15 protein-coding genes and 2 tRNA genes are annotated in these 18,967 nt (G+C 69.9%); 5 read left to right on the top strand and 12 right to left on the bottom strand.

Annotated features, from left to right (window positions below; all coding sequences use genetic code 11):
* Positions 1–126 precede the first annotated feature (126 nt).
* The 4 genes from rlmB to CEK65_RS17025 all read right to left on the bottom strand — a co-directional run bounded on the left by rlmB (position 127) and on the right by CEK65_RS17025 (position 4,435).
* On the bottom strand, positions 127–873 hold the full coding sequence (gene rlmB, locus CEK65_RS17040) for a 23S rRNA (guanosine(2251)-2'-O)-methyltransferase RlmB (protein ID WP_017913459.1): 747 nt from the start codon (positions 871–873) through the stop codon (positions 127–129).
* 340 nt (positions 874–1,213) lie between these two features.
* Positions 1,214–1,681, bottom strand: coding sequence for a GFA family protein (locus CEK65_RS17035; RefSeq protein ID WP_152182462.1), 468 nt, complete (start codon positions 1,679–1,681; stop codon positions 1,214–1,216).
* Between the two features lie 104 nt (positions 1,682–1,785).
* Positions 1,786–4,212 (bottom strand): ribonuclease R, encoded by a 2,427-nt coding sequence (gene rnr, locus CEK65_RS17030; RefSeq protein ID WP_152182461.1) that lies wholly within the window; start codon positions 4,210–4,212, stop codon positions 1,786–1,788.
* A 138-nt stretch (positions 4,213–4,350) separates the two neighbouring features.
* Positions 4,351–4,435: transfer RNA gene (locus CEK65_RS17025), tRNA-Leu, on the bottom strand.
* A 315-nt stretch (positions 4,436–4,750) separates the two neighbouring features.
* Here CEK65_RS17025 and CEK65_RS17020 point away from each other — a divergent pair.
* Both CEK65_RS17020 and CEK65_RS17015 read left to right on the top strand, forming a co-directional pair.
* The gene (locus tag CEK65_RS17020; protein WP_017910999.1) at positions 4,751–5,200 is read left to right on the top strand and encodes a VirK family protein; all 450 of its coding nucleotides are present in this window, start codon (positions 4,751–4,753) and stop codon (positions 5,198–5,200) included.
* 96 nt (positions 5,201–5,296) lie between these two features.
* Positions 5,297–5,381 (top strand) — tRNA-Leu (locus CEK65_RS17015).
* A gap of 74 nt (positions 5,382–5,455) precedes the next feature.
* Here the strand turns inward: CEK65_RS17015 and CEK65_RS17010 are convergent.
* Positions 5,456–5,653 (bottom strand): hypothetical protein, encoded by a 198-nt coding sequence (locus tag CEK65_RS17010; protein ID WP_010343993.1) that lies wholly within the window; start codon positions 5,651–5,653, stop codon positions 5,456–5,458.
* Between the two features lie 251 nt (positions 5,654–5,904).
* On the opposite strand from CEK65_RS17010, the gene CEK65_RS17005 reads away from it, so the two are divergent.
* Positions 5,905–6,252: a helix-turn-helix transcriptional regulator gene (locus CEK65_RS17005; protein WP_017910998.1), complete on the top strand. Its 348-nt coding sequence runs from the start codon at positions 5,905–5,907 to the stop codon at positions 6,250–6,252.
* A 179-nt stretch (positions 6,253–6,431) separates the two neighbouring features.
* Here the strand turns inward: CEK65_RS17005 and CEK65_RS17000 are convergent, their stop codons facing one another.
* The 5 genes from CEK65_RS17000 to CEK65_RS16980 form a co-directional block, all read right to left on the bottom strand.
* Positions 6,432–7,964: a GDSL-type esterase/lipase family protein gene (locus tag CEK65_RS17000; RefSeq protein WP_152182460.1), complete on the bottom strand. Its 1,533-nt coding sequence runs from the start codon at positions 7,962–7,964 to the stop codon at positions 6,432–6,434.
* Between the two features lie 244 nt (positions 7,965–8,208).
* Complete coding sequence (locus tag CEK65_RS16995; RefSeq protein WP_026144761.1) at positions 8,209–9,786, bottom strand: DHA2 family efflux MFS transporter permease subunit; 1,578 nt, start codon at positions 9,784–9,786, stop codon at positions 8,209–8,211.
* An 8-nt stretch (positions 9,787–9,794) separates the two neighbouring features.
* On the bottom strand, positions 9,795–10,976 hold the full coding sequence (locus CEK65_RS16990) for an efflux RND transporter periplasmic adaptor subunit (RefSeq protein ID WP_152182459.1): 1,182 nt from the start codon (positions 10,974–10,976) through the stop codon (positions 9,795–9,797).
* Positions 10,977–10,986: 10 nt separating this feature from the next.
* Positions 10,987–12,474, bottom strand: a complete 1,488-nt coding sequence (locus CEK65_RS16985; RefSeq protein ID WP_152182458.1) for an efflux transporter outer membrane subunit — start codon at positions 12,472–12,474, stop codon at positions 10,987–10,989.
* A 10-nt stretch (positions 12,475–12,484) separates the two neighbouring features.
* Positions 12,485–12,934 carry a MarR family transcriptional regulator gene (locus tag CEK65_RS16980; protein WP_152182457.1) on the bottom strand — a complete coding sequence of 150 codons (450 nt, stop codon included), beginning with the start codon at positions 12,932–12,934 and terminating at the stop codon, positions 12,485–12,487.
* A 222-nt stretch (positions 12,935–13,156) separates the two neighbouring features.
* Here CEK65_RS16980 and CEK65_RS16975 point away from each other — a divergent pair, with 222 nt between their 5' ends.
* Both CEK65_RS16975 and parC read left to right on the top strand, forming a co-directional pair.
* Positions 13,157–13,960 carry a helix-turn-helix transcriptional regulator gene (locus CEK65_RS16975; RefSeq protein WP_191091457.1) on the top strand — a complete coding sequence of 268 codons (804 nt, stop codon included), beginning with the start codon at positions 13,157–13,159 and terminating at the stop codon, positions 13,958–13,960.
* Positions 13,961–14,017: 57 nt separating this feature from the next.
* On the top strand, positions 14,018–16,261 hold the full coding sequence (gene parC, locus CEK65_RS16970; RefSeq protein ID WP_043092448.1) for a DNA topoisomerase IV subunit A: 2,244 nt from the start codon (positions 14,018–14,020) through the stop codon (positions 16,259–16,261).
* A gap of 324 nt (positions 16,262–16,585) precedes the next feature.
* Here the strand turns inward: parC and CEK65_RS16965 are convergent, their stop codons facing one another.
* Positions 16,586–17,257, bottom strand: coding sequence for a TetR/AcrR family transcriptional regulator (locus CEK65_RS16965; RefSeq protein WP_152182455.1), 672 nt, complete (start codon positions 17,255–17,257; stop codon positions 16,586–16,588).
* A gap of 165 nt (positions 17,258–17,422) precedes the next feature.
* Positions 17,423–18,865 carry an aldehyde dehydrogenase family protein gene (locus CEK65_RS16960; RefSeq protein WP_193314822.1) on the bottom strand — a complete coding sequence of 481 codons (1,443 nt, stop codon included), beginning with the start codon at positions 18,863–18,865 and terminating at the stop codon, positions 17,423–17,425.
* Positions 18,866–18,967: the final 102 nt, after the last annotated feature.

The raw sequence follows: 18,967 nt of genomic DNA, 5'->3' as shown, positions 1-18,967 counted from the left end.
CTGATGCGCGAAGGCTTCGCCCCGTACCCTCACCCCAACCCCTCTCCCGGGGGGAGAGGGGCTTACGTTGCTCCTGACGATGACGGAGCAGTGCCGACGTCGCCGGATGGGGGCGGCACCGCGCGCTCAGCCCAGGCGCTGCCGTACCGCTTCGAACAGGGTCACGCCGGCGGCGACCGAGACGTTGAGGCTCTCGATCTCGCCCGGCATCGGGATCCGCACCAGGCCGTCGCAATGCTCGCGGGTCAGCCGGCGCAGGCCGTCGGACTCGCCGCCCAGCACCAGCGCCACGTTGCCGCGCAGGTCCTGCGCGTAGAGCGAGGTCTCGGCCTCGCCGGCCAGGCCGTAGATCCACACGCCCTGCTTCTGCAGCTCGCGCAGGCAGCGCGCCAGGTTGGTCACCGCCACGATCGGCAGGCGGTCGGCGGCGCCGGCCGAGGTCTTGCGCACGGTGGCGTTGACCGGCGCCGATTTGTCCTTGGGAATCACCACCGCGGTCACCCCGGCCGCGGCGGCACTGCGCAGGCAGGCGCCGAGGTTGTGCGGATCCTGCACACCGTCGAGCACCAGCAGCAGCGCACGGCCTTCGGCGGCGCTGACCAGGCCTTCCAGCTCGCTCTCGGCCCAGGTCCGCGCCGCGGCATAACGCGCGGCCACGCCCTGGTGCCGCACCGAGCCGCCGACGCCGTCCAGCGCCTGCGTGTTCACCCGCCGCACGTCGATGCCCTTGCGCCGCGCGTTCTCCTCGATCTCCTGCAGACGCGGATTCTTGCTGCCCGCTTCCACCAGCACCTCGCGCACGTTGTCCGCGTCGTTCTCGATCGACGAGGCCACGGCATTGACGCCGACGATCCACTGGTTCTGCTTGCTCATGAGGCGGGACTACGCGTAAGGAAAGCGGGCATGGTAGGGGTTGTGGCCGCTGGCGTCATGCCTGGGGGCCGGGATTGGGGATTCGGGATTGGAGATTGGTAGAAGCGGCTTGGCCGTGACGTCGCACTTTCCTGCGACGCCCGGGGCCTGCGTGTCGCGACAGCAAGACCAACGACGCAGCGCCATCCAGACAAGGCGCGGCGCAGCCTTGTGGGAGGGACTTCAGTCCCGACGCGATGACGTCGGGAACACCGGCCAGCTGCCTGGCGCGACCGATTCCCGAGGTCGCCAGCGATCTCCCGACAACGCGCCGCGCGAGGTCGGCACTGTCAGTCACGGCTCAAGCCGGCCAGCGCTCGGTGTCGTGGTCCGGATGCTGGCGCGAGACGATATCGGCCAGAAAGGGCGCGGCGACCAGATCGCCCTCGGTGCGGACCGCCGACAGGCGATGCAGGGCGTCGACGAATGGCAGCTTCGCCTCGACGCCATACTGGATGGTCGGCGGCAAGGCCTCCGGATGGTCGAAAGCGCCGGCCGCGATGGCGACACCATCCGGGGCCTCGTAGGTCAGAGGCGTGCCGCAGTCGGCGCAGAAGCCGCGCTGCACCAGGTTGGACGAGGCGAAGCGCCTGGGCGCGCCGCGGGTCCAGGTCAGGTCCGCACCGCGGGTGGAGACCAGCGGCGCGTAGTAGGCGCCGAACGCCTTCTGGCACATCCGGCAATGGCAGATCGAGGCGTCGTGCAGCCGCCCGCGCACGCGGAAACGCACCGCCCCGCACTGGCAACCGCCGCTGTACTCCTGCTCCATATCCGCTCTCCGCTGCGAACCGCATCGCGCAGGTGACCTCCCGCACGACGCACGGGAAGCGCGATCGCGGCGGCCGCCAGGCGGTTCGCCGCGACGCTGCGCCGTCAGTACTTCTTTTTCTTGCGCTTGGCCGGCTGCCCACGCGGTGGCGGCGGCGGCAACTCGTCATGCGCCGACGAGCCTTCCTCGACCAGGCGAAAGTCGATCTTGCGCTCTTCCATGCTCGCCTTCAGCACCAGGATGCGCACGCGGTCGCCCAGGCGGAACTCGCGCCCGCGGCGCTCGCCGGTCAGGGTCTTGCGGGTCGCGTCGAACTGGTAATAGTCCTGCGGCAACTGGGTCACGTGGATCAGGCCGTTGACCTTGGACTGGTCCAGTTCGACGAACAGGCCGAAGCTGGTGACGCCGCTGACCACGCCGTCGAACTGCCCGCCGACGTGCTTCTCCATCCACGCGGCGCGGTAGCGCTCGTCGACCTCGCGCTCGGCCTCGTCGGCGCGGCGCTCGCGCTCGGAGCACTGCAGCGCCAGCGCCGCCATCGCGCGCGGCGCGTACAGGTACTTGTCCGGCGCGCCGCGGGTCAACGCGTACTTGATCGCGCGGTGCACCAGCAGGTCCGGATAGCGGCGGATCGGCGAGGTGAAGTGCGCGTACGCCTCCAGCGCCAGGCCGAAGTGGCCGGCGTTGTCGGGCGAGTACACCGCCATGCTCTGGCTGCGCAGCAGCACCGATTCCAGCAGCGCCGCGTCCGGGCGCTCGCGCACCTTCTTCAGCAGCTTGGTGTAGTCGCCCGGCACCACCTTGCTCCACGCCGGCAGGCTCAGCTTGAATTCCTTGAGGAACTCCAGCAGGTCGGCGTACTTGGATTCCGGCGGGCGCTCGTGCACGCGGAACGGCGCCGGAATATGCGTTTCCAGCAGGTAGCGCGCCGCGGCCACGTTGGCGGCGATCATGCATTCCTCGATCAGCTTGTGCGCGTCGTTGCGCACCAGCATGCCGGCCTGGGTCACCTCGCCGGTGTTGTCGAGCACGAAGCGCACTTCCGCGGTCTCGAACTCGATCGCGCCGCGGCGCGCGCGCGCCTTGGCCAGGATCTGGTACAGCTGATGCAGCCGATCCAGCTGCGGCAGCACCGCCGCCACGTCCTTGCGCACCTGCTCGTCTTTTTCGCCGACCGCCTGCCACACCTGTTCGTAGGTGAGCCGCGCGTGCGAGTTCATCACCGCCTCGTAGAAGCGCGCACTGGCCACCTCGCCCTGGCGGTCGATCTGCATGTCGCAGACGAAGCACATGCGGTCGACCTTGGGGTTGAGCGAGCAGATGCCGTTGGACAGCGTCTCCGGCAGCATCGGCACCACGAAACCGGGAAAATACACCGAGGTCGCGCGCTTGACCGCCTCGGTGTCCAGCGGCGTGCCCGGACGCACGTAGTGCGACACGTCGGCGATCGCCACCACCAGGCGGAACCCGTCGGCGTTGGACTCGCAGAACACCGCGTCGTCGAAGTCCTTGGCGTCGGCACCGTCGATGGTCACCAGCGGCGTCTGCCGCAGGTCCACGCGGCCCTTGATCGCCGCCGGCTCCACCGTCAGCGGCACCGCCGCGGCTTCGTCCAGTACCTCTTGCGGGAACTCGTAGGGCAGCTCGTGGCCGTGGATCGCCGCTTCCACCAGCAGCGACGGGGTCAGCTTGTCGCCCAGCACGGCGATGATCTTGCCGATCGGCGGGCGCCGCGCGTCCGGCGCGGAGGTGAGTTCGCACACCACCAGTTGCCCGTCGCGGGCCTCGCCGACGGCGTCGGCGGGGATCTGCACATTACGCTGGATGCGCTTGTCGTCGGGCACCACGAAGGCGATGCCGGCTTCCAGGCTGAAGCGGCCGATCATCCGGGTCAGGCCGCGCTCGAGCACGCGCGCGATGCTGCCCTCGCGGCGACCGCGGCGGTCGATGCCGGTGACGTTGGCCAGGGCGCGGTCGCCATGCAGCACCTTGCGCATTTCGTACGGCGGCAGGAACAGGTCGTCGCCGCCCTCGTCCGGGCGCAGGAAGCCGAAGCCGTCCGGATTGGCGATCACCACGCCGGGGATCAGGTTGGTCTGCTGCAGCGGCGCGTAGCCGCCGCGGCGGTTCTGCACGACCTGGGCTTCGCGCAGCATCGCACCCAGGCGCTTGCTCAGCGCTTCCTTGCGCGTCGGCTCGGTCAGGCCGAGCTGTTCGGCCAGTTCGTCCAGGGTCTGCGGGCCGTCGCAGCGTTCGAGCAGTTGCAGGATCGCCTCGCGGCTGGCGATCGGCTGCGCATAGCGCTCGGCCTCGCGTGCGGCATAGGGGTCGTGGATCGGCGCGGCAGTGTCGGGCGCGGCCGCCGGCGGCGGCGACGGAGGGTGCAGCGGTTGCAGCGGCGGCTTGGGGCCACGGCGCAGGAAGCTGGGCATCCAGGCGGGCAGACGCGATTTCTTCGGCGTATCGGAGGTGGGCGCGTCGCCGGACGCGGATTTGCCGGGCTTGCCGGACTTGCTTTTGCGAGTTGTCATCCGCGCATGGTACTCCCATGCAGGTGGCGTCACCCGAACCGGGCGGCGCGCTGCGGCGAACGTGCGCCCCAGAAACGACGAAGCCCGCGTCAGCGGGCCGGTCGGTGCGAGAGTTCAGCGCTCTCGCGATCTTGCATGTGGTGCCCAGGAGAGGACTCGAACCTCCACGGTTTTACCCGCTAGTACCTGAAACTAGTGCGTCTACCAATTCCGCCACCTGGGCGCTGAAGGCCGCGAATTCTGCGGTGCCCGCGCGACCTTGTCAACGCCTATTTCGCATTCGCTCGCGATCGCCTGCACCGATGCCACGACCCCGTCGGGCCAAGCAGCCGCACCGCGCGCGTCGGCGGCGCACGCATTCGGCGGAAAACCGCAGTGCAATGCGGATTCCGACACAGCGCTGTCACAAGCGGACCCGCTTCGAAGATCCGGCGTGACGGCGGCGGAAGTTCGCGATTTTGTCGGTTGACCCGGATCGGCGCCCCGCTAGCTTGCATCCGGCAATCCGTCGCCCTCCCCCACGCTCCGGAGCATCCCCATGCACAACCTGTCCGCCTCCCTGCTCGCCGCCGCCCTGTTCGCCAGCGCCACCAGCGCCTCCGCCGCCGGCGCCGACGACGCCACGCTCAATTCCCTCACCGAGATCCAGCGCGCCCTGGACAGCGGCGCCTCGGTCGCCGTGGCGATCGACCTGAGCCAGTGCACGCCCACCTCCGGCGGCGCCACGCCGAGCCAGACCCGCGGCGGCCTGCGCATCGGCGCCTACCGCGTCACCGCCGACGGCACCCTGTCCTTCGCCGACGAGCACGTGACCGTCGGCCGCGACGGCAAGCCGATCCAGCAGTTCCTGCGCTACCAGGTACATCCGGACAACAGCATCGACTTCACCATGTTCGTGTTCGCCCTGCCCAGCTACCAGCAGACCGGCAGCACCCTCGGCTACCGCTGCGCGATCAACCAGGGCCTGCGCTTCAACGTCGGCTACTGAGGTCGCCACCGACGCGTCCGCGACGGCGCTGCACTGCCGCCGTCGCAAAACGCTTGACAGCGTCTGCTGCCACGCGCACAATTCTCGTTCTGAGTTGCCCAGGTGGCGGAATTGGTAGACGCACTAGTTTCAGGTACTAGCGGGTAAAACCGTGGAGGTTCGAGTCCTCTCCTGGGCACCACGACCGACAGGTCGAGCAAGATCTCAAAACCCGCTTCGGCGGGTTTTTTGTTGGCTGCGCGCAGGCCGCGGCGCTCAGCGCTGCGGCGGACGCAACGGACCGATGTCCACGCGCACGCCCTTCACCCACACCGCCACCTTGTAGGCACGGTAGCCCGGGTTGTGGCGTTCGGCCGCACGCGCGGCCAGGTAGGCATTGGCGGCATGCACCAGCACCTGCAAGGACGGCTCCAGTTGCGCGACGCGCCGGAGTCTCACTTCGTAGGTGGCCATGCGCCCTCCCCCACGTACCGGCAGGCGCCGCGTCGTGCCGCGATCGGCCAATGCATGGCGGCGGCGCACCGCGGCGCCGACACCCCCGTGTCCACAACATCCATGTCCTGCATGCGCATCCTCGCGCGTCCGTGCATTCCGCACCGCACGAGTATTGAATCTCCGAACAATTGGAGTCAAGCGTGACTGTACGACAAGCCGGCGGATGCTCCATATCTTGGTAGGCCCGCCGTCCCCCAAGGCCCACCGCGATGAATAGCTTCGGCGAGCGTTTGCGCGAAGCCAGAAAAGCCGCCGGGCTCACCCAGGAGCAGTTGGGCTTCGCGCTGGACGTCACCAAGTCCTCGGTGTCGGCCTGGGAGAACGACCGCGAAACGCCGAGCTTCCGCCTGCTGCCGACGCTACGCAGCGTGCTGAACCGCTCGCTCGACGAACTGGTGTGCGGCGTCGGTCCAGGCAAGCGTGTGCAGGACCTGCCCGCCGACTATCCGTTGCTGGCACAGGACGCGCAGGAGCGCGCCCTGCTCGCGCGCTATCGCAACGCCTCGGTGCGGCGCCGCGAAGCCGTGCTGGAATTGCTCAAGCCGGACAACGGCTGAGCCACACTGGCGGCGCGTGTGGCGTTCGGGCATCGCCAGTAACGACGGAATGCCATTCGCAGGAGCGGCTTCAGCCGCGACCAAACCCTACCGACATGCCCGTCGCGGCTGAAGCCGCTCTTACGAGGACGACCACGCTTCCCGCTGAGTCGCGGCACGCGTGATGTTCGAGACGCTCTTCAGCCGCCGACGCCGAGCGTGCGCAGCGCCTCGCCCCAGATCGCGTAGCCCGCTTCGCTGGGATGGGTGCCATCGGGCATCAGCGCCACCGGCAGCGTGCCGTCCGGCTGCAGGAAGCGCGCGCCGATGTCGAGCCAGCGCACCTGCGGGTCGTGGGCGAAGCGCGCGGCCAGCAGGCGGTTGGTCTCCAGGATCGGCGCACGCTGCGGCGCATCGGCGGCGAAGCCGCGCGGGAAGATGCCCATCAGCACGATCCGGCTGCGCGGCAGGCGCCGCCGGATCTCGGCGACCACCGCCGCCACGCCGTCGGCGGTCTCCTGCGGCGTGTTGGCGCGCGCATGCTCGGTGCCGGTGAGATTGTTGGTGCCGAGGTTGATCACCACCCAGCGCGGCGCCAGGCCGTCGACCTCGCCCTGGCGCAGCCGCCACAGCACGTTCTGGGTGCGGTCCCAGCCGAAGCCCAGGTTCAGCATCCGCGCGTCGCCGAAGGTGCGCTGCCAGGCCTGCGCGCCATTCACCCGGATCGCCTGTGGCGCGCCCGCCCAGAAATGGGTGATCGAGTCGCCGAGCATCACCACCTGCGGCTGCAACTGCCGCGCGGCGTCCAGCGCGGCATGGTGGCGGCCGTACCAGTCGTACGAATCCTGCTCCAGCCAGGGCACCGCGATGCGCGCGGTGTCGACGTCGGTCATCGCGTCCAGCGGCACCCGCGGCGCCTCGTCGAGCAGCCGCGCCAGGGTCGGCTCGATGGCCTCGGCCATGCGCCGCTGCCCACGCGTGTCCGGATGCAACGCGCCACTGCCGGGACGCTGCCGCGGATCGTAGAACAGGCTCGGGTCCAGCGTGCCATCGACGCGCTGGAACACGGTGCCGATGTCCAGGTAGGCCACACGCGGATTGTCGCCGTAACGCACCGCCAGCGCGCGGTTGACCTCGGCGTCGCGCGCACTCTTCTGCGCCGACAGTGCGCTGGGCAGCAGGCCGAGCAACAGGATGCGGGTGCGCGGCAGGCGCTGCTCCAGCGTGGCGACCACCGCATCGATCCCGCGCACCGTGTCCGCCGCGCTGTGCCCTTGGTGGCCGGTATTGTTGGTACCGATCAGCAGCAGCGCGACCTTGGGCCGCAGACCGTCGACCTCGCCGTGCTGCAGACGCCACAGCACGTGTTCGGTGGCGTCGCCGCTGAAGCCGAGGTTGAGCGCGCCGCGGCTGCCGTAGAAGGTCTGCCAGGTCGACTGGAAGTCTTCGTCCGGTGCCTGCGCCTTCTCGTCGTTCTGGGTGATCGAATCGCCGATCAGCAGCAGCGGCGCATCCGGGTGCGCGCGTACTTGCGCCAACACCTGTTGGTGGCGCTCGGCCCACCAGGCTTCGTGCAGGCGATCGGCCGGGGTCACCGGCACTGGCGACGGCGCCGGCAGCGGCGCGGCCTGGACGTTGCCTGGGTGCGCACCGAGGCATAGCAGTACGAGGACGGCCGCGCGCGGAAGCGATGCGGCGAAGCGGGCGCCGAAGGCGCGGAGAAAGCGCTGCATGTGCGGGGCTGCCGAAGCCTGCGAAGAGCGGCATTCTGGTGCGCAGGCCGCGGCAGCGGCAAGTGTCCCCGCGCCTGAGCGCGACGCCGGACACGCATGCCACTTGGCATGCCCGGGTGCGGCGCGCCGGACGGCACGCCATCAGGCAATGGCGCGTGCAAGCGCTGCTATCGCACCACCATTGCAGCGGCACGGAACGGCACAGGGCGTGGTGCCGTCCGTGCCGACGTGCCGCCGTCGAGGCTCAGTGGCCGCCAGCCGCCGCCGCGCCACCGCCGCCGCCGAACGGCGGCTTGGCCAGCCACAGGAAGAAGATGATCCCGAGGAAGGTCCAGCCCAGCAGGTAGAAGATGTCGTTGAAGCCCATCTGCGAGGCCTGGTGGTTGATGGTGTTGTTGAGCAGCGCCGCGCCGTTCTGCAGGCTGCCGTTGCCCATCATCTGCACCTGTTCCTGCATACCCGGCGTGTAGGTGGAGATGTGCTCGGTCAGATGCGCATGGTGCAGCTGCGTGCGCTTGGCCCACAGGTAGGTGGTCAGCGACGCCGCGAAGCTGCCGCCCAGCGTGCGCAGGAACGTGGCCAGGCCGGAACCGGCGGCGATCTCGCGCCCGTCCAGGTCCGACAGCAGGATCTGCAGCACCGGCATGAAGAACAGCGCCACGCCCACGCCCATCAGCAACTGCACCCCGGCCACGTGCGGGAAATCCACCTGCAGGTTGAAGTCCGAGCGCATGAAGCTGGTGGTGGCCATGAAGATGAAGGCGATGCTGGCCAGCAGCCGCAGATCGAAGCGCGAGGCGTACTTGCCGACGAACGGGGTCATGATCACCGGCAGGATGCCGATCGGCGCGGTGGCCAGGCCGGCCCAGATCGCGGTGTAGCCCATGTCGCGCTGCAGCCACTGCGGGATCAGCAGCGACACGCTGAAGAACGCCGCATAGGCGACGATCAGCGCCATGGTGCCGGCGCGGAAGTTGCGGTGGCGGAACAGCCGCAGGTCGACGATCGGATCCTTGTCGGTCAGCTCCCAGATCAGGAACACCGCCAGCGCCACCGCCGAGATCGCGGCCAGCACGACGATCTTGGTCGAACTGAACCAGTCCTCGTCGTTGCCCAGGTCCAGCACCACCTGCAGGCAGCCGACGCCGATGATCAGGGTGATCAGGCCGACGTAGTCCATGCGCGGACGCTCGATCGGCTCGGGACGGTCGCGCAGCTGCGAGCCGACCACGGTCGCGGCGATGATGCCCAGCGGCACGTTGATCAGGAAGATCCATTCCCAGCTGTAGTTGTCGGTGATCCAGCCGCCGAGGATCGGCCCGGCGATGGGCGCGACCACGGTGATCATCGCCAGCAAGGCCAGCGCCTGGCCGCGCTTTTCGCGCGGGTAGATCGACACCAGCAGGCTCTGGGTGATCGGGTACATCGGGCCGCAGACGAAACCCTGCAGCGCGCGCGATACCACCAGCATGCCCATGCTCTGGGCCAGGCCGCACAGCAGCGAGGCCGCGGTGAAGGCCAGCGTGGCCCACACGAACAGCTTGGTCTCGCCGAAACGGCGGCTGAGGAAGCCGGTCAGCGGCAGCGCGATGGCGTTGCTGACCGCGAACGAGGTGATGACCCAGGTCGCCTGCTGCGAACTGGCGCCGAGGTTGCCGGCGATGGTGGGCAGCGAGACGTTGGCGATGGTGGTGTCGAGCACCTGCATGAACGAGGCCATCGCCAGGCCCACCGTGCACAACGCCACACTGGCCGGGCGGAACCCGGCGGCCGGTGCGCCCGGAACCCCGGGCGCGGCGGGAGCGGCAGCTTGGTTGGACATGACCGGGCTCAGTTCGCCTTGGCGGCGTCGGGCAGGTTGGCGTGGATGATCTGCTTCACGGCCGCATCGGCCTGCTGCAGCTGCTGCGCATACACATCGGTATCCAGCAGCGTGCCGCTGGCCGGCTTGGTCGGCAGCACCGCGCCGTTCTGGTCATGCAGGTTGACGTCGGCCTTCATCGACAGGCCGATGCGCAGCGGATGCTGCTCCAGCTGCTTGGCGTCGATGGCGATGCGCACCGGCACGCGCTGCACGATCTTGATCCAGTTGCCGCTGGCGTTCTGCGCCGGCAGCAGCGAGAACGCACTACCGGTGCCGATGCCGAGGCTCTGCACGGTGCCGTGGTAGGTCACCGCGCTGCCGTACACGTCCGACTCCAGTTCCACCGGCTGGCCCAGGCGCATGTGCTTGAGCTGGGTTTCCTTGAAGTTGGCGTCCACCCACACCTGGTTCAGCGGCACCACCGCCATCAGCGCGGTGCCGGGCTGCACGCGCTGGCCGACCTGCACCGAGCGCCGCGCCACGTAGCCGGCCACCGGCGCGACGATGGCGCTGCGGGCGTTGTTGAGGAAGGCCTGGCGCACCTGCGCGGCGGCGGCCTGCACGTCGGGCTGGTCGGCCACGCCGTTCTCATCGATCAACGCGCGGTTGCGCGCCAGGGTCTCGCGCGAGCCGCTGACCGCGGCTTCGGCGGCGGCCAGCTGATCGCGGGCATGCGCCAGTTCTTCGGCGGAGATCGCACCGGTGGCGACCAGGCTGGCGCGGCGGGCGACGTCGGCGCGGGCGCGCTGCAGGGTCACCTGCTGCGCGGACAGCTCGGCCTGGGCGCCCTCGACCGAGCGGTACAGACCGCGCACCTGGCGCACGGTCCGCGCCAGATTGGCCTCGGCCTGCTGCAGGGCGACCTCGGTGTCGGCCGGGTCGAGCTTGACCAGCGGCTGGCCGCGCTCCACGCGCATGCCGTCGTCGGCGTCGATGCGCACCACGGTGCCGGCCACCATCGGGATGATCTGCACCAGGTTGCCCTGCACGTAGGCGTCGTCGGTGTCCTCGTGCCAGCGGCCGACCAGGAAATACCAGATCGCCAGCGCGATCAGCACCAGCACCACTACCACGGCCAGGCCGCGCAGCAGCTTGCCGCGCCGGCTGGGGGCGGGAGCGGAGGAAGCGGGGGTCGTTGTCTGATTCATTGCAGCGATCTCAGGAATGCGAAGGTGCGGAAGAAGAAGAGCTCGGCGCATCGGCGGCGGAGGTGGCGTCGTAGCCGCCGCCCAGCGCCTGATTCAGGCGCACCGAGACCAGGATCTGATTGGATTGCAGCGACGCCAGGCGCTGCTGCGCGTCCAGCAACTGCTGTTGCGCGCTGAGCACGTCCAGGTAGTTGCCGATGCCGGCGCGGTAACGCTGCTGCGACAGGTCGAAGGCGGCCTGCGCCGTCTCCAGCGCCTGCGCCTGCTGCTGCGCCTGCTCGGCCAGCGAACGCGCGGCGTTGACCTGATCGGCCACCTCGCGCAACGCCGCCACCAGGGTCTGGTTGTAGTTGGCCACCGCCAGGTCGTACTGCGCATCGCGCTCGGCCAGTTGGCTGCGCAGCCGCCCGCTGTCGAACAGCGGCAGGCTCACGCCCGGGCTGAGCAGACCCAGCACCGACGAACTCTTGAACAGGTCGCCCGGATTGGTGGCGGCGACGCCGCCCAGCAGGGTCAGATTGATGCTGGGATAGAACTGCGCCTTGGCCGCATGGATGCCCTGCGAGGCGGCTTCCACGCGCCAGCGCGCGGCGACCACGTCGGGCCGGCGGCCGAGCAGGTCGCTGGGCAGCACCGACGGCACCCGCGCGGCCTGCGGGTCGAGCAGGCGCGGGCGCTCGATCTGCAGCCCGCGGTCCGGGCCGCGGCCGAGCAAGGCCGCCAGGGCGGTGCGCGCTTCGTCGATCTGCTGCTGCGCCGCCGCCTGCTGCTGGCGCGCCGCCGGCACCCGCGCCTCGGCCTGGCGCAATTGCAGGTTGTTGTCGATGCCGGCATCGCGGCGCTGCCGCACCAGCTTCAGGCTGTTCTCCGAGCGCGCCAGTTCGGCGCCGGCCAGGTCGTACAGGTGCCAGGCGTAGCCCAGTTGCGCGTAGGCCCGGGCGACGCCGGCCGACAGGTCCAGGCGTGCGGCCTGCGCGTCGACCTCGGCCGCATGCGCCTGGTCCACTGCCGCTTCCCACGAGGCGCGCTTGCCGCCCCACAGGTCGAAGCCGTAGCTGAAGTCCAGCAGCGCCTGTTCGTTGTGGATGTACTTGCCGCCGATCTCGTTGCCGACCAGGCCCTTGGGCAGTTGCAGGCCGGTGTAGCCGGCCGACAGCGACAGCTTGGCGCCGCGGTCGGCATCGGCCGCGCCGGCCTGGGCCTGCGCCAGGCGCAGCCGCGCATCGGCGGCGTCCAGGCTGGGCGTGCCCTGCAGGGCCTCGGCGATCAGCGCGTCGAGCTGCGGATCGCCCAGCGCCCTCCACCAGTCCTGCTGCGGCCACGGCGCCGGCGCCAGCGCGTCGGCGGCCAGGGTCTTGCCGATGTGCAGCTGGCGGTCGGCATCGAGCCGGCGCCCCTGCGGTTCCAGGCCACGGCTGCTGGCGCAGGCCGCCAGTGCCAGGGTGAGGGCCGCGACCGCGAACGGGCGCAGGCGGGAGGGAGAAGAAGACAGAGTCATGTGGGCGGGTTCAGGGCGAATTGAGGGAATCGCGGACGCGGACCAACAGCGAAAACAAGTGCTCGCGCTCGTCGGCGGACAGATCGCGCAAGGCATCGGCGATGACGTCGTCGCCGCGCTGCTTGAGCTGCTGCCACCGCGCCTGGCCTTCGTCGGTCAGCACCAGGCGCAGCGCGCGGCGGTCCTGCGCGTGCGCCTCGCGGCGCACCCAGCCCAGGTCTTCCAGCTTGTCCAGCAGGCGCGTCACCGCGCTGGGGTTCTGGTCGATGGCCTGGGCCAGTTCGTTGGCGGTGCACGGCGCCATGTGGGCCAGGGCCTTCATGCCGATGTAGTGGCTGAAGCCCAGGTCCGGCTCCAGCCCGGCCATGGCGCGGTCGAGGCGGCGCATCAGGCCGTCACGCACCTGGCGCAGCAACAGGCCGAACGAGGGCTGGCCAGGAAAGGAGGGAGCGCAGTTCATGGGCGCCTATTATTTTCATTTAGAAATATATGTCAAGAAAATATCCCCAAGGAAACTAGATGCTGCGTTGCAGCGGAGGAACGCTGACGGCGAGCGCACTGTAGCGGCGCGCGGCCATGGCTCGGTATTACAATCCGGACAATGGATATCGAAATCGCGCCAACCCAGCCGGCCGACGTTCCGGCCATCATCGGCTCCGACAGCGCGCTGGACCCGCGCGCCATGGAGTGGTTCGAGCGCGCCGATGGCCCGCCCGCGCTGGCCTTCATCGCGCATTCGCCGGTGTCGCTGCGACGCGAGGTGGACTGGCACCGCCACGTGCGCGGGCAATTGATCTATGTGGAGGACGGCGTGCTGAGCACCCGCACCGCGCACGGCCAGTGGTCACTGCCGCCGGGCTGTGCCGGCTGGATGCCGCCGCAGGAACTGCACACGGTGCAGGTGTCCGGGCGGGTGCGCAGCTACCTGGTGCTGATCCGCCCCGACGTCTGCGCCGACCTGCCGCCGCGGACCTGCGTGATCGGCATGAACGGCCTGTTCCGGGAGGTGCTGCGGCGGATGAGCCAGTGGGGGGTGCCACCGGTGCTGGCGGCCGAGCAGCAGCGCCTGTGCGCGGTGCTGCTGGACGAGGTGCGCAACGCCCCGGTCGAGCATCTGCACCTGCCGATGCCGCGCGATCGCCGGCTGCTGCGCATCGCCACCCAGTTGCTGGAAACCCCCGCCGACGACCGCTCGCTGGCGCAATGGGCGCACTGGGCCGGGCTGTCGGCGCGCAGCCTGAGCCGCCACTTCCGCGACGAGACCGGCTTCGGCTTCGCCGGCTGGCGCCAGCAGGCGCGGCTGGCCGAGGCGCTGCGCCGGCTCAGCGACGGCGCCAGTGTCGCCGACACCGCCTTCCGGCTCGGCTACAGCAGCCCCAGCGCCTTCGTCACCGCCTTTCGCGGCCGCTTCGGCCATCCTCCGGCCCGTTACCTGGCCAGCGCCGGCGGCACGCGCGGCTTGGCATCGCCGGCCGCATCCGGATAATCGACCGGCTGACCTGCGGCGCCTGGCGCCGCGTTCCCCTATAGGTATTTCCTGCGCATGACCGATCTCGCCCGCCCCGCCTTCCATGGCTTCGAACAGCTGCCGCTGCGCGAATACGCCGAACGCGCCTACCTCGACTACTCCATGTACGTGGTGCTGGACCGCGCCCTGCCCTTCCTCGGCGACGGGCTCAAGCCGGTGCAGCGGCGCATCATCTATGCGATGAGCGAGCTGGGCCTGAACGCGACGGCCAAGCCGAAGAAATCCGCGCGCACTGTCGGCGACGTGATCGGCAAGTACCACCCGCATGGCGACAGCGCCTGCTACGAAGCGCTGGTGCTGATGGCGCAGCCGTTCTCCTACCGCTACCCGCTGATCGAAGGCCAGGGCAACTTCGGCTCCACCGACGACCCGAAGTCGTTCGCGGCGATGCGCTACACCGAGTCCAAGCTGACCCCGATCGCCGAAGTGCTGCTGGGCGAACTGGGCCAGGGCACGGTGGACTGGTCGCCGAACTTCGACGGCACCCTGGACGAGCCGACCTGGATGCCGGCGCGGCTGCCGCACCTGCTGCTCAACGGCACCACCGGCATCGCCGTGGGCATGGCCACCGACGTGCCGCCGCACAACCTCAACGAGATCGTCAGCGCGCTGATCCGCCTGCTCGACGACCCCGACGCCAGCGTCGCCGACCTGTGCGAGCACGTGCGCGGCCCGGACTACCCGACCACCGCCGAGATCATCACCCCGGCCGCCGACCTGCGCGCGATCTACGAGACCGGCCATGGCAGCGTGCGCGCCCGCGCCACCTACCAGAAGGAAAACGCCAACATCGTGGTCACGGCGCTGCCGTACCAGGTGTCGCCGTCCAAGGTGATCGAGCAGATCGCGCAGCAGATGCGCGCCAAGAAGCTGCCCTGGCTGGAAGACATCCGCGACGAGTCCGACCACGCCAACCCGGTGCGGGTGGTGCTGGTGCCGCGTTCCAACCGGGTCGACGCCGAGCAGTTGATGGGCCACCTGTTCGCCACCACCGACCTGGAGCGCAGCTACCGGGTCAACCTCAACGTGATCGGCCTGGACGGCCGCCCGCAGGTCAAGAACCTCAAGACCCTGCTGGAGGAGTGGCTGCGCTTCCGCAGCGACACCGTGGTGCGCCGCCTCAACCATCGGTTGGAGAAGGTCGAGCGCCGTCTGCACCTGTTGGAAGGCCTGCTGACCGCGTTCCTCAACCTGGATGAGGTGATCCGCATCATCCGCACCGAGGACGAGCCGAAGCCGGCGCTGATCGCGCGCTTCGGACTCAGCGAGGAACAGGCCGACTACATCCTGGAGACGCGCCTGCGCCAGCTCGCGCGGCTGGAAGAGATGAAGATCCGCGGCGAGCAGGACGCGCTGGCCAAGGAACGCGAGCAGCTGCAGGCGCTGCTGGCCAGCAAGACCAAGCTGAAGAAGCTGATCAAGGACGAGCTGACGGCCGACGCCAAGAAGTTCGGCGATGCGCGGCGTTCGCCGCTGGTGCAGCGCGGCGCGGCCCAGGCCATCGACGAGACCGAGCTGGTGCCGAGCGAGCCGATGACCGTGGTGATGTCGGAGAAGGGCTGGATCCGTGCGGCCAAGGGCCACGACGTGGACCCGGCGGCGCTGTCCTACCGCGACGGCGACGGCCTGCTGGCGGCGGTGCGCGGGCGCAGCACGCAGCAGGTGGCGTTCCTGGATTCGGAAGGCCGTGCCTATTCGACCCTGGTGCATACCCTACCCTCGGCGCGCGGCAACGGCGAGCCGCTGACCGGACGCTTCTCGCCCGCGGCCGGTGCGTCGTTCCAGGCCATCGCCAGCGGCGAGAACGACAGCCGCCTGGTGTTGGCGTCCTCGCACGGCTACGGCTTCGTCACCCGCTTCGAGAACCTGACCAGCCGCAACAAGGCCGGCAAGGCCATGCTCAACCTGACCCCGAACGCCAAGGTGCTGCCGCCCGCGCCGGTGAGCGGCGCCGGCAGCGACCGCATCGTCGCGGTCACCAGCGCCGGCCACCTGCTGGCGTTCCCGGTCGCCGACCTGCCCGAGCTGGACAAGGGCAAGGGCAACAAGATCATCGACATCCCCAAGGCCAAGCTCAGCACCGAACGGGTGGTGGCGATCGCCGCGGTGGCGCCGGGCAACACGCTGCTGGTCAAGAGCGGCCAACGCACCATGTCGCTGTCGTTCAAGGACCTGGACGCCTACCTCGGCGCCCGCGCCAGCCGCGGCGGATTGCTGCCGCGCGGGTGGCAGAAGGTCGACGATCTGGCGGTGGAGTAAGCGCTTGGCGCCAAGCGCGGGATTCGGGATTTGGGATGCGGGATGGGAGTTTCGCGCCGGTGCAGCGTTTGCATACGGCGCGGCATCCCGCTTCTCTTAGGAGCGGCTTCTGCCGCGAGGCCTTACCGCTGAAGCGTCGCGGTTGAAGCGCAACAGCGACCACTGGCTGCACGCGCATCGCGTGCGAACCCAAGCGTCCCCAATACCTGCACGTCACGAGGCTTTTGTGGGAGGGGCTTCAGCCCCGACGCGCATCACCTGCAGCGCGTCGGGGCTGAAGCCCCTCCCACAACGCGGCTGCCCGAGCGACCGAGTCCAAGTCGCCTAGCCTACTGTCGCAGCATCGCGCAACTGCTCGATATGGCTGGCGATCATCGCCGCCACCGTGTCGGCCACCGCGCGCGCGCTCAGGCGGGTATCGAACAACAGTTCCACCGTGGCATAGATCAGGTCGACCACGATGCGGCTGACCAGGCGCAACTGGCGCGGGTCGGCGTCGGGGAAGGCCTCGCTGAGGAAGCGCACCTGGCCCTTGGTCACCTGCGCATGCGACTCCAGGCGCACCTGCTGCAGCGCCGGCACCGCGCGCAACGCACGCAGCACCCACACCCCGCCCTCGGTCGCCTTGGTGACGCGGTAGGTATCCAGCACCAACCCGGCCAGCGCGCGCTGCAATTCCTCGCGCGTGCCGCTCATCGCATGCAGGGTGATCCACTTGGGGATGAGCTGGTTCTGCCGCTCCATCAGCCGCCGGCCCAGTTCCGACAGCAGCGCGTACTTGTTGGGGAAATAGCGGTACAGCGCCGGCGGCGTCAGCCCGGCACGCGCGCACACCAGGTTGGTGGACAGCCGCTCCACGCCGACGTCGCCGAGCAGTTGCGCGGTGACCGAGAGGATCTGTTCGTAGGTCTCGGTGGCGCGATGCTGGGCCGGCACCTTGTTCCCGGTCAGGCGCGGGCGGTGCGGTGCGGAGGGACGCGGCGTGTCGGCGGGCATGGGATCTCGATGGTGGTAAAGCAGCAGGCGCCGCAGTGGCGGCACGTCGCCAGCCTGACGGCACGCATCGCCGCGGCAATGGGTGCGCGGGCTGCGCCGCGACGTCGCGGCACGCGCCGACATCGCATCTTACCGCGCCCGCCGCTGGCACACCGGCAACGTCGCTCAGCGCCGTGCCAGCCAACCGCTGAGGCCGGCCGCCAAGCGCCGCTGCAACGTGGTGTACGGAGGAAAGAACGCCTTGACGATCGGCAGTCGGCCGCCGCGCAGCAGCGCGCGTTCGTGCGAGAAGGTGCGGAAGCCGTGCACGCCGTGCGCGCTGCCGAATCCCGAGGCGCCCACCCCGCCGAACGGCAAACCGCTGTGCACGAACTGCTGCAGGCAGTGGTTGACCACCGCGCTGCCGGAACTGGTGCGCGCCAGCACCTGGGCGATGCCGGCACGGTCTTGGCTCCACAGGTACAGCGCCAACGGCTTGGGCGCGACGTCGAGCCGATCGAGCACCTCGTCGAGGCGCGCGAACTCGACCACCGGCAGTACCGGACCGAAGATCTCCTCCCACGCGATCCGCGCCTGCGCCGGCACCTGCGCCAGCAGCGTCGGCGCCACGTAGCAGCGCTCCGCGTCGTGCTCGCCACCGGCCAGCAACTGCGCGCCGCCGGCGCGCGCTTCGTCGATCAGCGCGGCCACCCGCGCGGCATGCGCCGGGTGGATCATGCGCGCCAGGTGCGGGCTGGAGGCGACCGCCTGCGCGTCGGCACCGTACCGCTGCGCCAGCAGGGCGCGGCAGTGTGCGAGCAGGCGCGCGCTGACGTCGCGATGCACGAACAAGGTATCCGGCGCGATGCAGGTCTGTCCGGCATTGACCAGCTTGGCCCAGACGATCACCTCGGCGGCAAGACGCAGGTCGGCGCTGCGGTCGACGATCACCGGCGACTTGCCCCCCAGTTCCAGGGTCACCGGCGTCAATTGCCGCGCCGCCGCGGCCATCACCTCCCGGCCGACCGACGCCGAACCGGTGAAGAACACATGGTCGAACGGACAGGCCAGCAAGGCCTGCGCAGTGGCCGCACCGCCCTGCACCAGGACCACCTCTTCCGGTGCGAATGCCTCGTCCAGCACCGCCTGTAGCACCGCGTTGACCTGCGGGGTGAATTCGGAGGGCTTGATCAGCGCCGTGTTGCCGGCGGCCAGTGCCGACACCAACGGCCCCAGCACGGTGGCCACCGGGTAGTTCCAGGGCCCGATGATCAGGCAGCGGCCCTTGGGCTGGAACGCGATGCGCGCGCGCGTGCCCAGGGCCAGCAGGGTCGGGGCGACCTTGCGCGGACGCATCCAGCGCGGCAGCTGCGCGATGGCGGTGGCGATCTCGTCGACCACCGGCAGCAGCTCGGTCAGTTCCACTTCCAGTGCGGGCTTGGCGAAATCGGCGGCGAAGGCGGCGATCAGCGCCTGCCGTCGCGCCAGCAAGGCATCGCGCAGCGCACGCAGATGCGCGCGCCGCGTGTTCGCCGAGGAGCCGCGCCAGGCCAGCGCGGTGGCCTGCTGCGCGGCGAACAGCGCCGCGACCGTCTCCGGTGGGGTGTCCAGCACGGGCTCAGACGCCATCGCCGCGCTCCTGCTTGGCGGACATCGGCCATCGCCCGGTGCCTGGCAATCTCCTGCCCTGCGCCATGCGCGGCCGACGGAAGCGCGTCATCGCAGCGGCCA

Origin of the sequence: Xanthomonas sp. LMG 12459 (genome assembly GCF_009192905.1) — a bacterium.
GTDB lineage: Bacteria > Pseudomonadota > Gammaproteobacteria > Xanthomonadales > Xanthomonadaceae > Xanthomonas_A > Xanthomonas_A sontii.
This window is presented reverse-complemented; position numbering and strand designations above follow the sequence as displayed.

Excerpts from the sequence above, each read along its gene's own strand:
- CEK65_RS17000 (WP_152182460.1), bottom strand. The coding sequence starts at position 7,964 with ATGCAGCGCTTTCTCCGCGCCTTCGGCGCCCGCTTCGCCGCATCGCTT.
- CEK65_RS16980 (WP_152182457.1), bottom strand. The coding sequence starts at position 12,934 with ATGAACTGCGCTCCCTCCTTTCCTGGCCAGCCCTCGTTCGGCCTGTTG.
- CEK65_RS17005 (WP_017910998.1), top strand. The coding sequence starts at position 5,905 with ATGAATAGCTTCGGCGAGCGTTTGCGCGAAGCCAGAAAAGCCGCCGGG.
- CEK65_RS16990 (WP_152182459.1), bottom strand. The coding sequence starts at position 10,976 with ATGAATCAGACAACGACCCCCGCTTCCTCCGCTCCCGCCCCCAGCCGG.
- CEK65_RS16985 (WP_152182458.1), bottom strand. The coding sequence starts at position 12,474 with ATGACTCTGTCTTCTTCTCCCTCCCGCCTGCGCCCGTTCGCGGTCGCG.
- rlmB (WP_017913459.1), bottom strand. The coding sequence starts at position 873 with ATGAGCAAGCAGAACCAGTGGATCGTCGGCGTCAATGCCGTGGCCTCG.
- rnr (WP_152182461.1), bottom strand. The coding sequence starts at position 4,212 with ATGACAACTCGCAAAAGCAAGTCCGGCAAGCCCGGCAAATCCGCGTCC.
- CEK65_RS16975 (WP_191091457.1), top strand. The coding sequence starts at position 13,157 with ATGGAGTGGTTCGAGCGCGCCGATGGCCCGCCCGCGCTGGCCTTCATC.
- CEK65_RS17020 (WP_017910999.1), top strand. The coding sequence starts at position 4,751 with ATGCACAACCTGTCCGCCTCCCTGCTCGCCGCCGCCCTGTTCGCCAGC.
- CEK65_RS17035 (WP_152182462.1), bottom strand. The coding sequence starts at position 1,681 with ATGGAGCAGGAGTACAGCGGCGGTTGCCAGTGCGGGGCGGTGCGTTTC.
- CEK65_RS16960 (WP_193314822.1), bottom strand. The coding sequence starts at position 18,865 with ATGGCGTCTGAGCCCGTGCTGGACACCCCACCGGAGACGGTCGCGGCG.
- CEK65_RS16965 (WP_152182455.1), bottom strand. The coding sequence starts at position 17,257 with ATGCCCGCCGACACGCCGCGTCCCTCCGCACCGCACCGCCCGCGCCTG.
- CEK65_RS16995 (WP_026144761.1), bottom strand. The coding sequence starts at position 9,786 with ATGTCCAACCAAGCTGCCGCTCCCGCCGCGCCCGGGGTTCCGGGCGCA.
- parC (WP_043092448.1), top strand. The coding sequence starts at position 14,018 with ATGACCGATCTCGCCCGCCCCGCCTTCCATGGCTTCGAACAGCTGCCG.
- CEK65_RS17010 (WP_010343993.1), bottom strand. The coding sequence starts at position 5,653 with ATGGCCACCTACGAAGTGAGACTCCGGCGCGTCGCGCAACTGGAGCCG.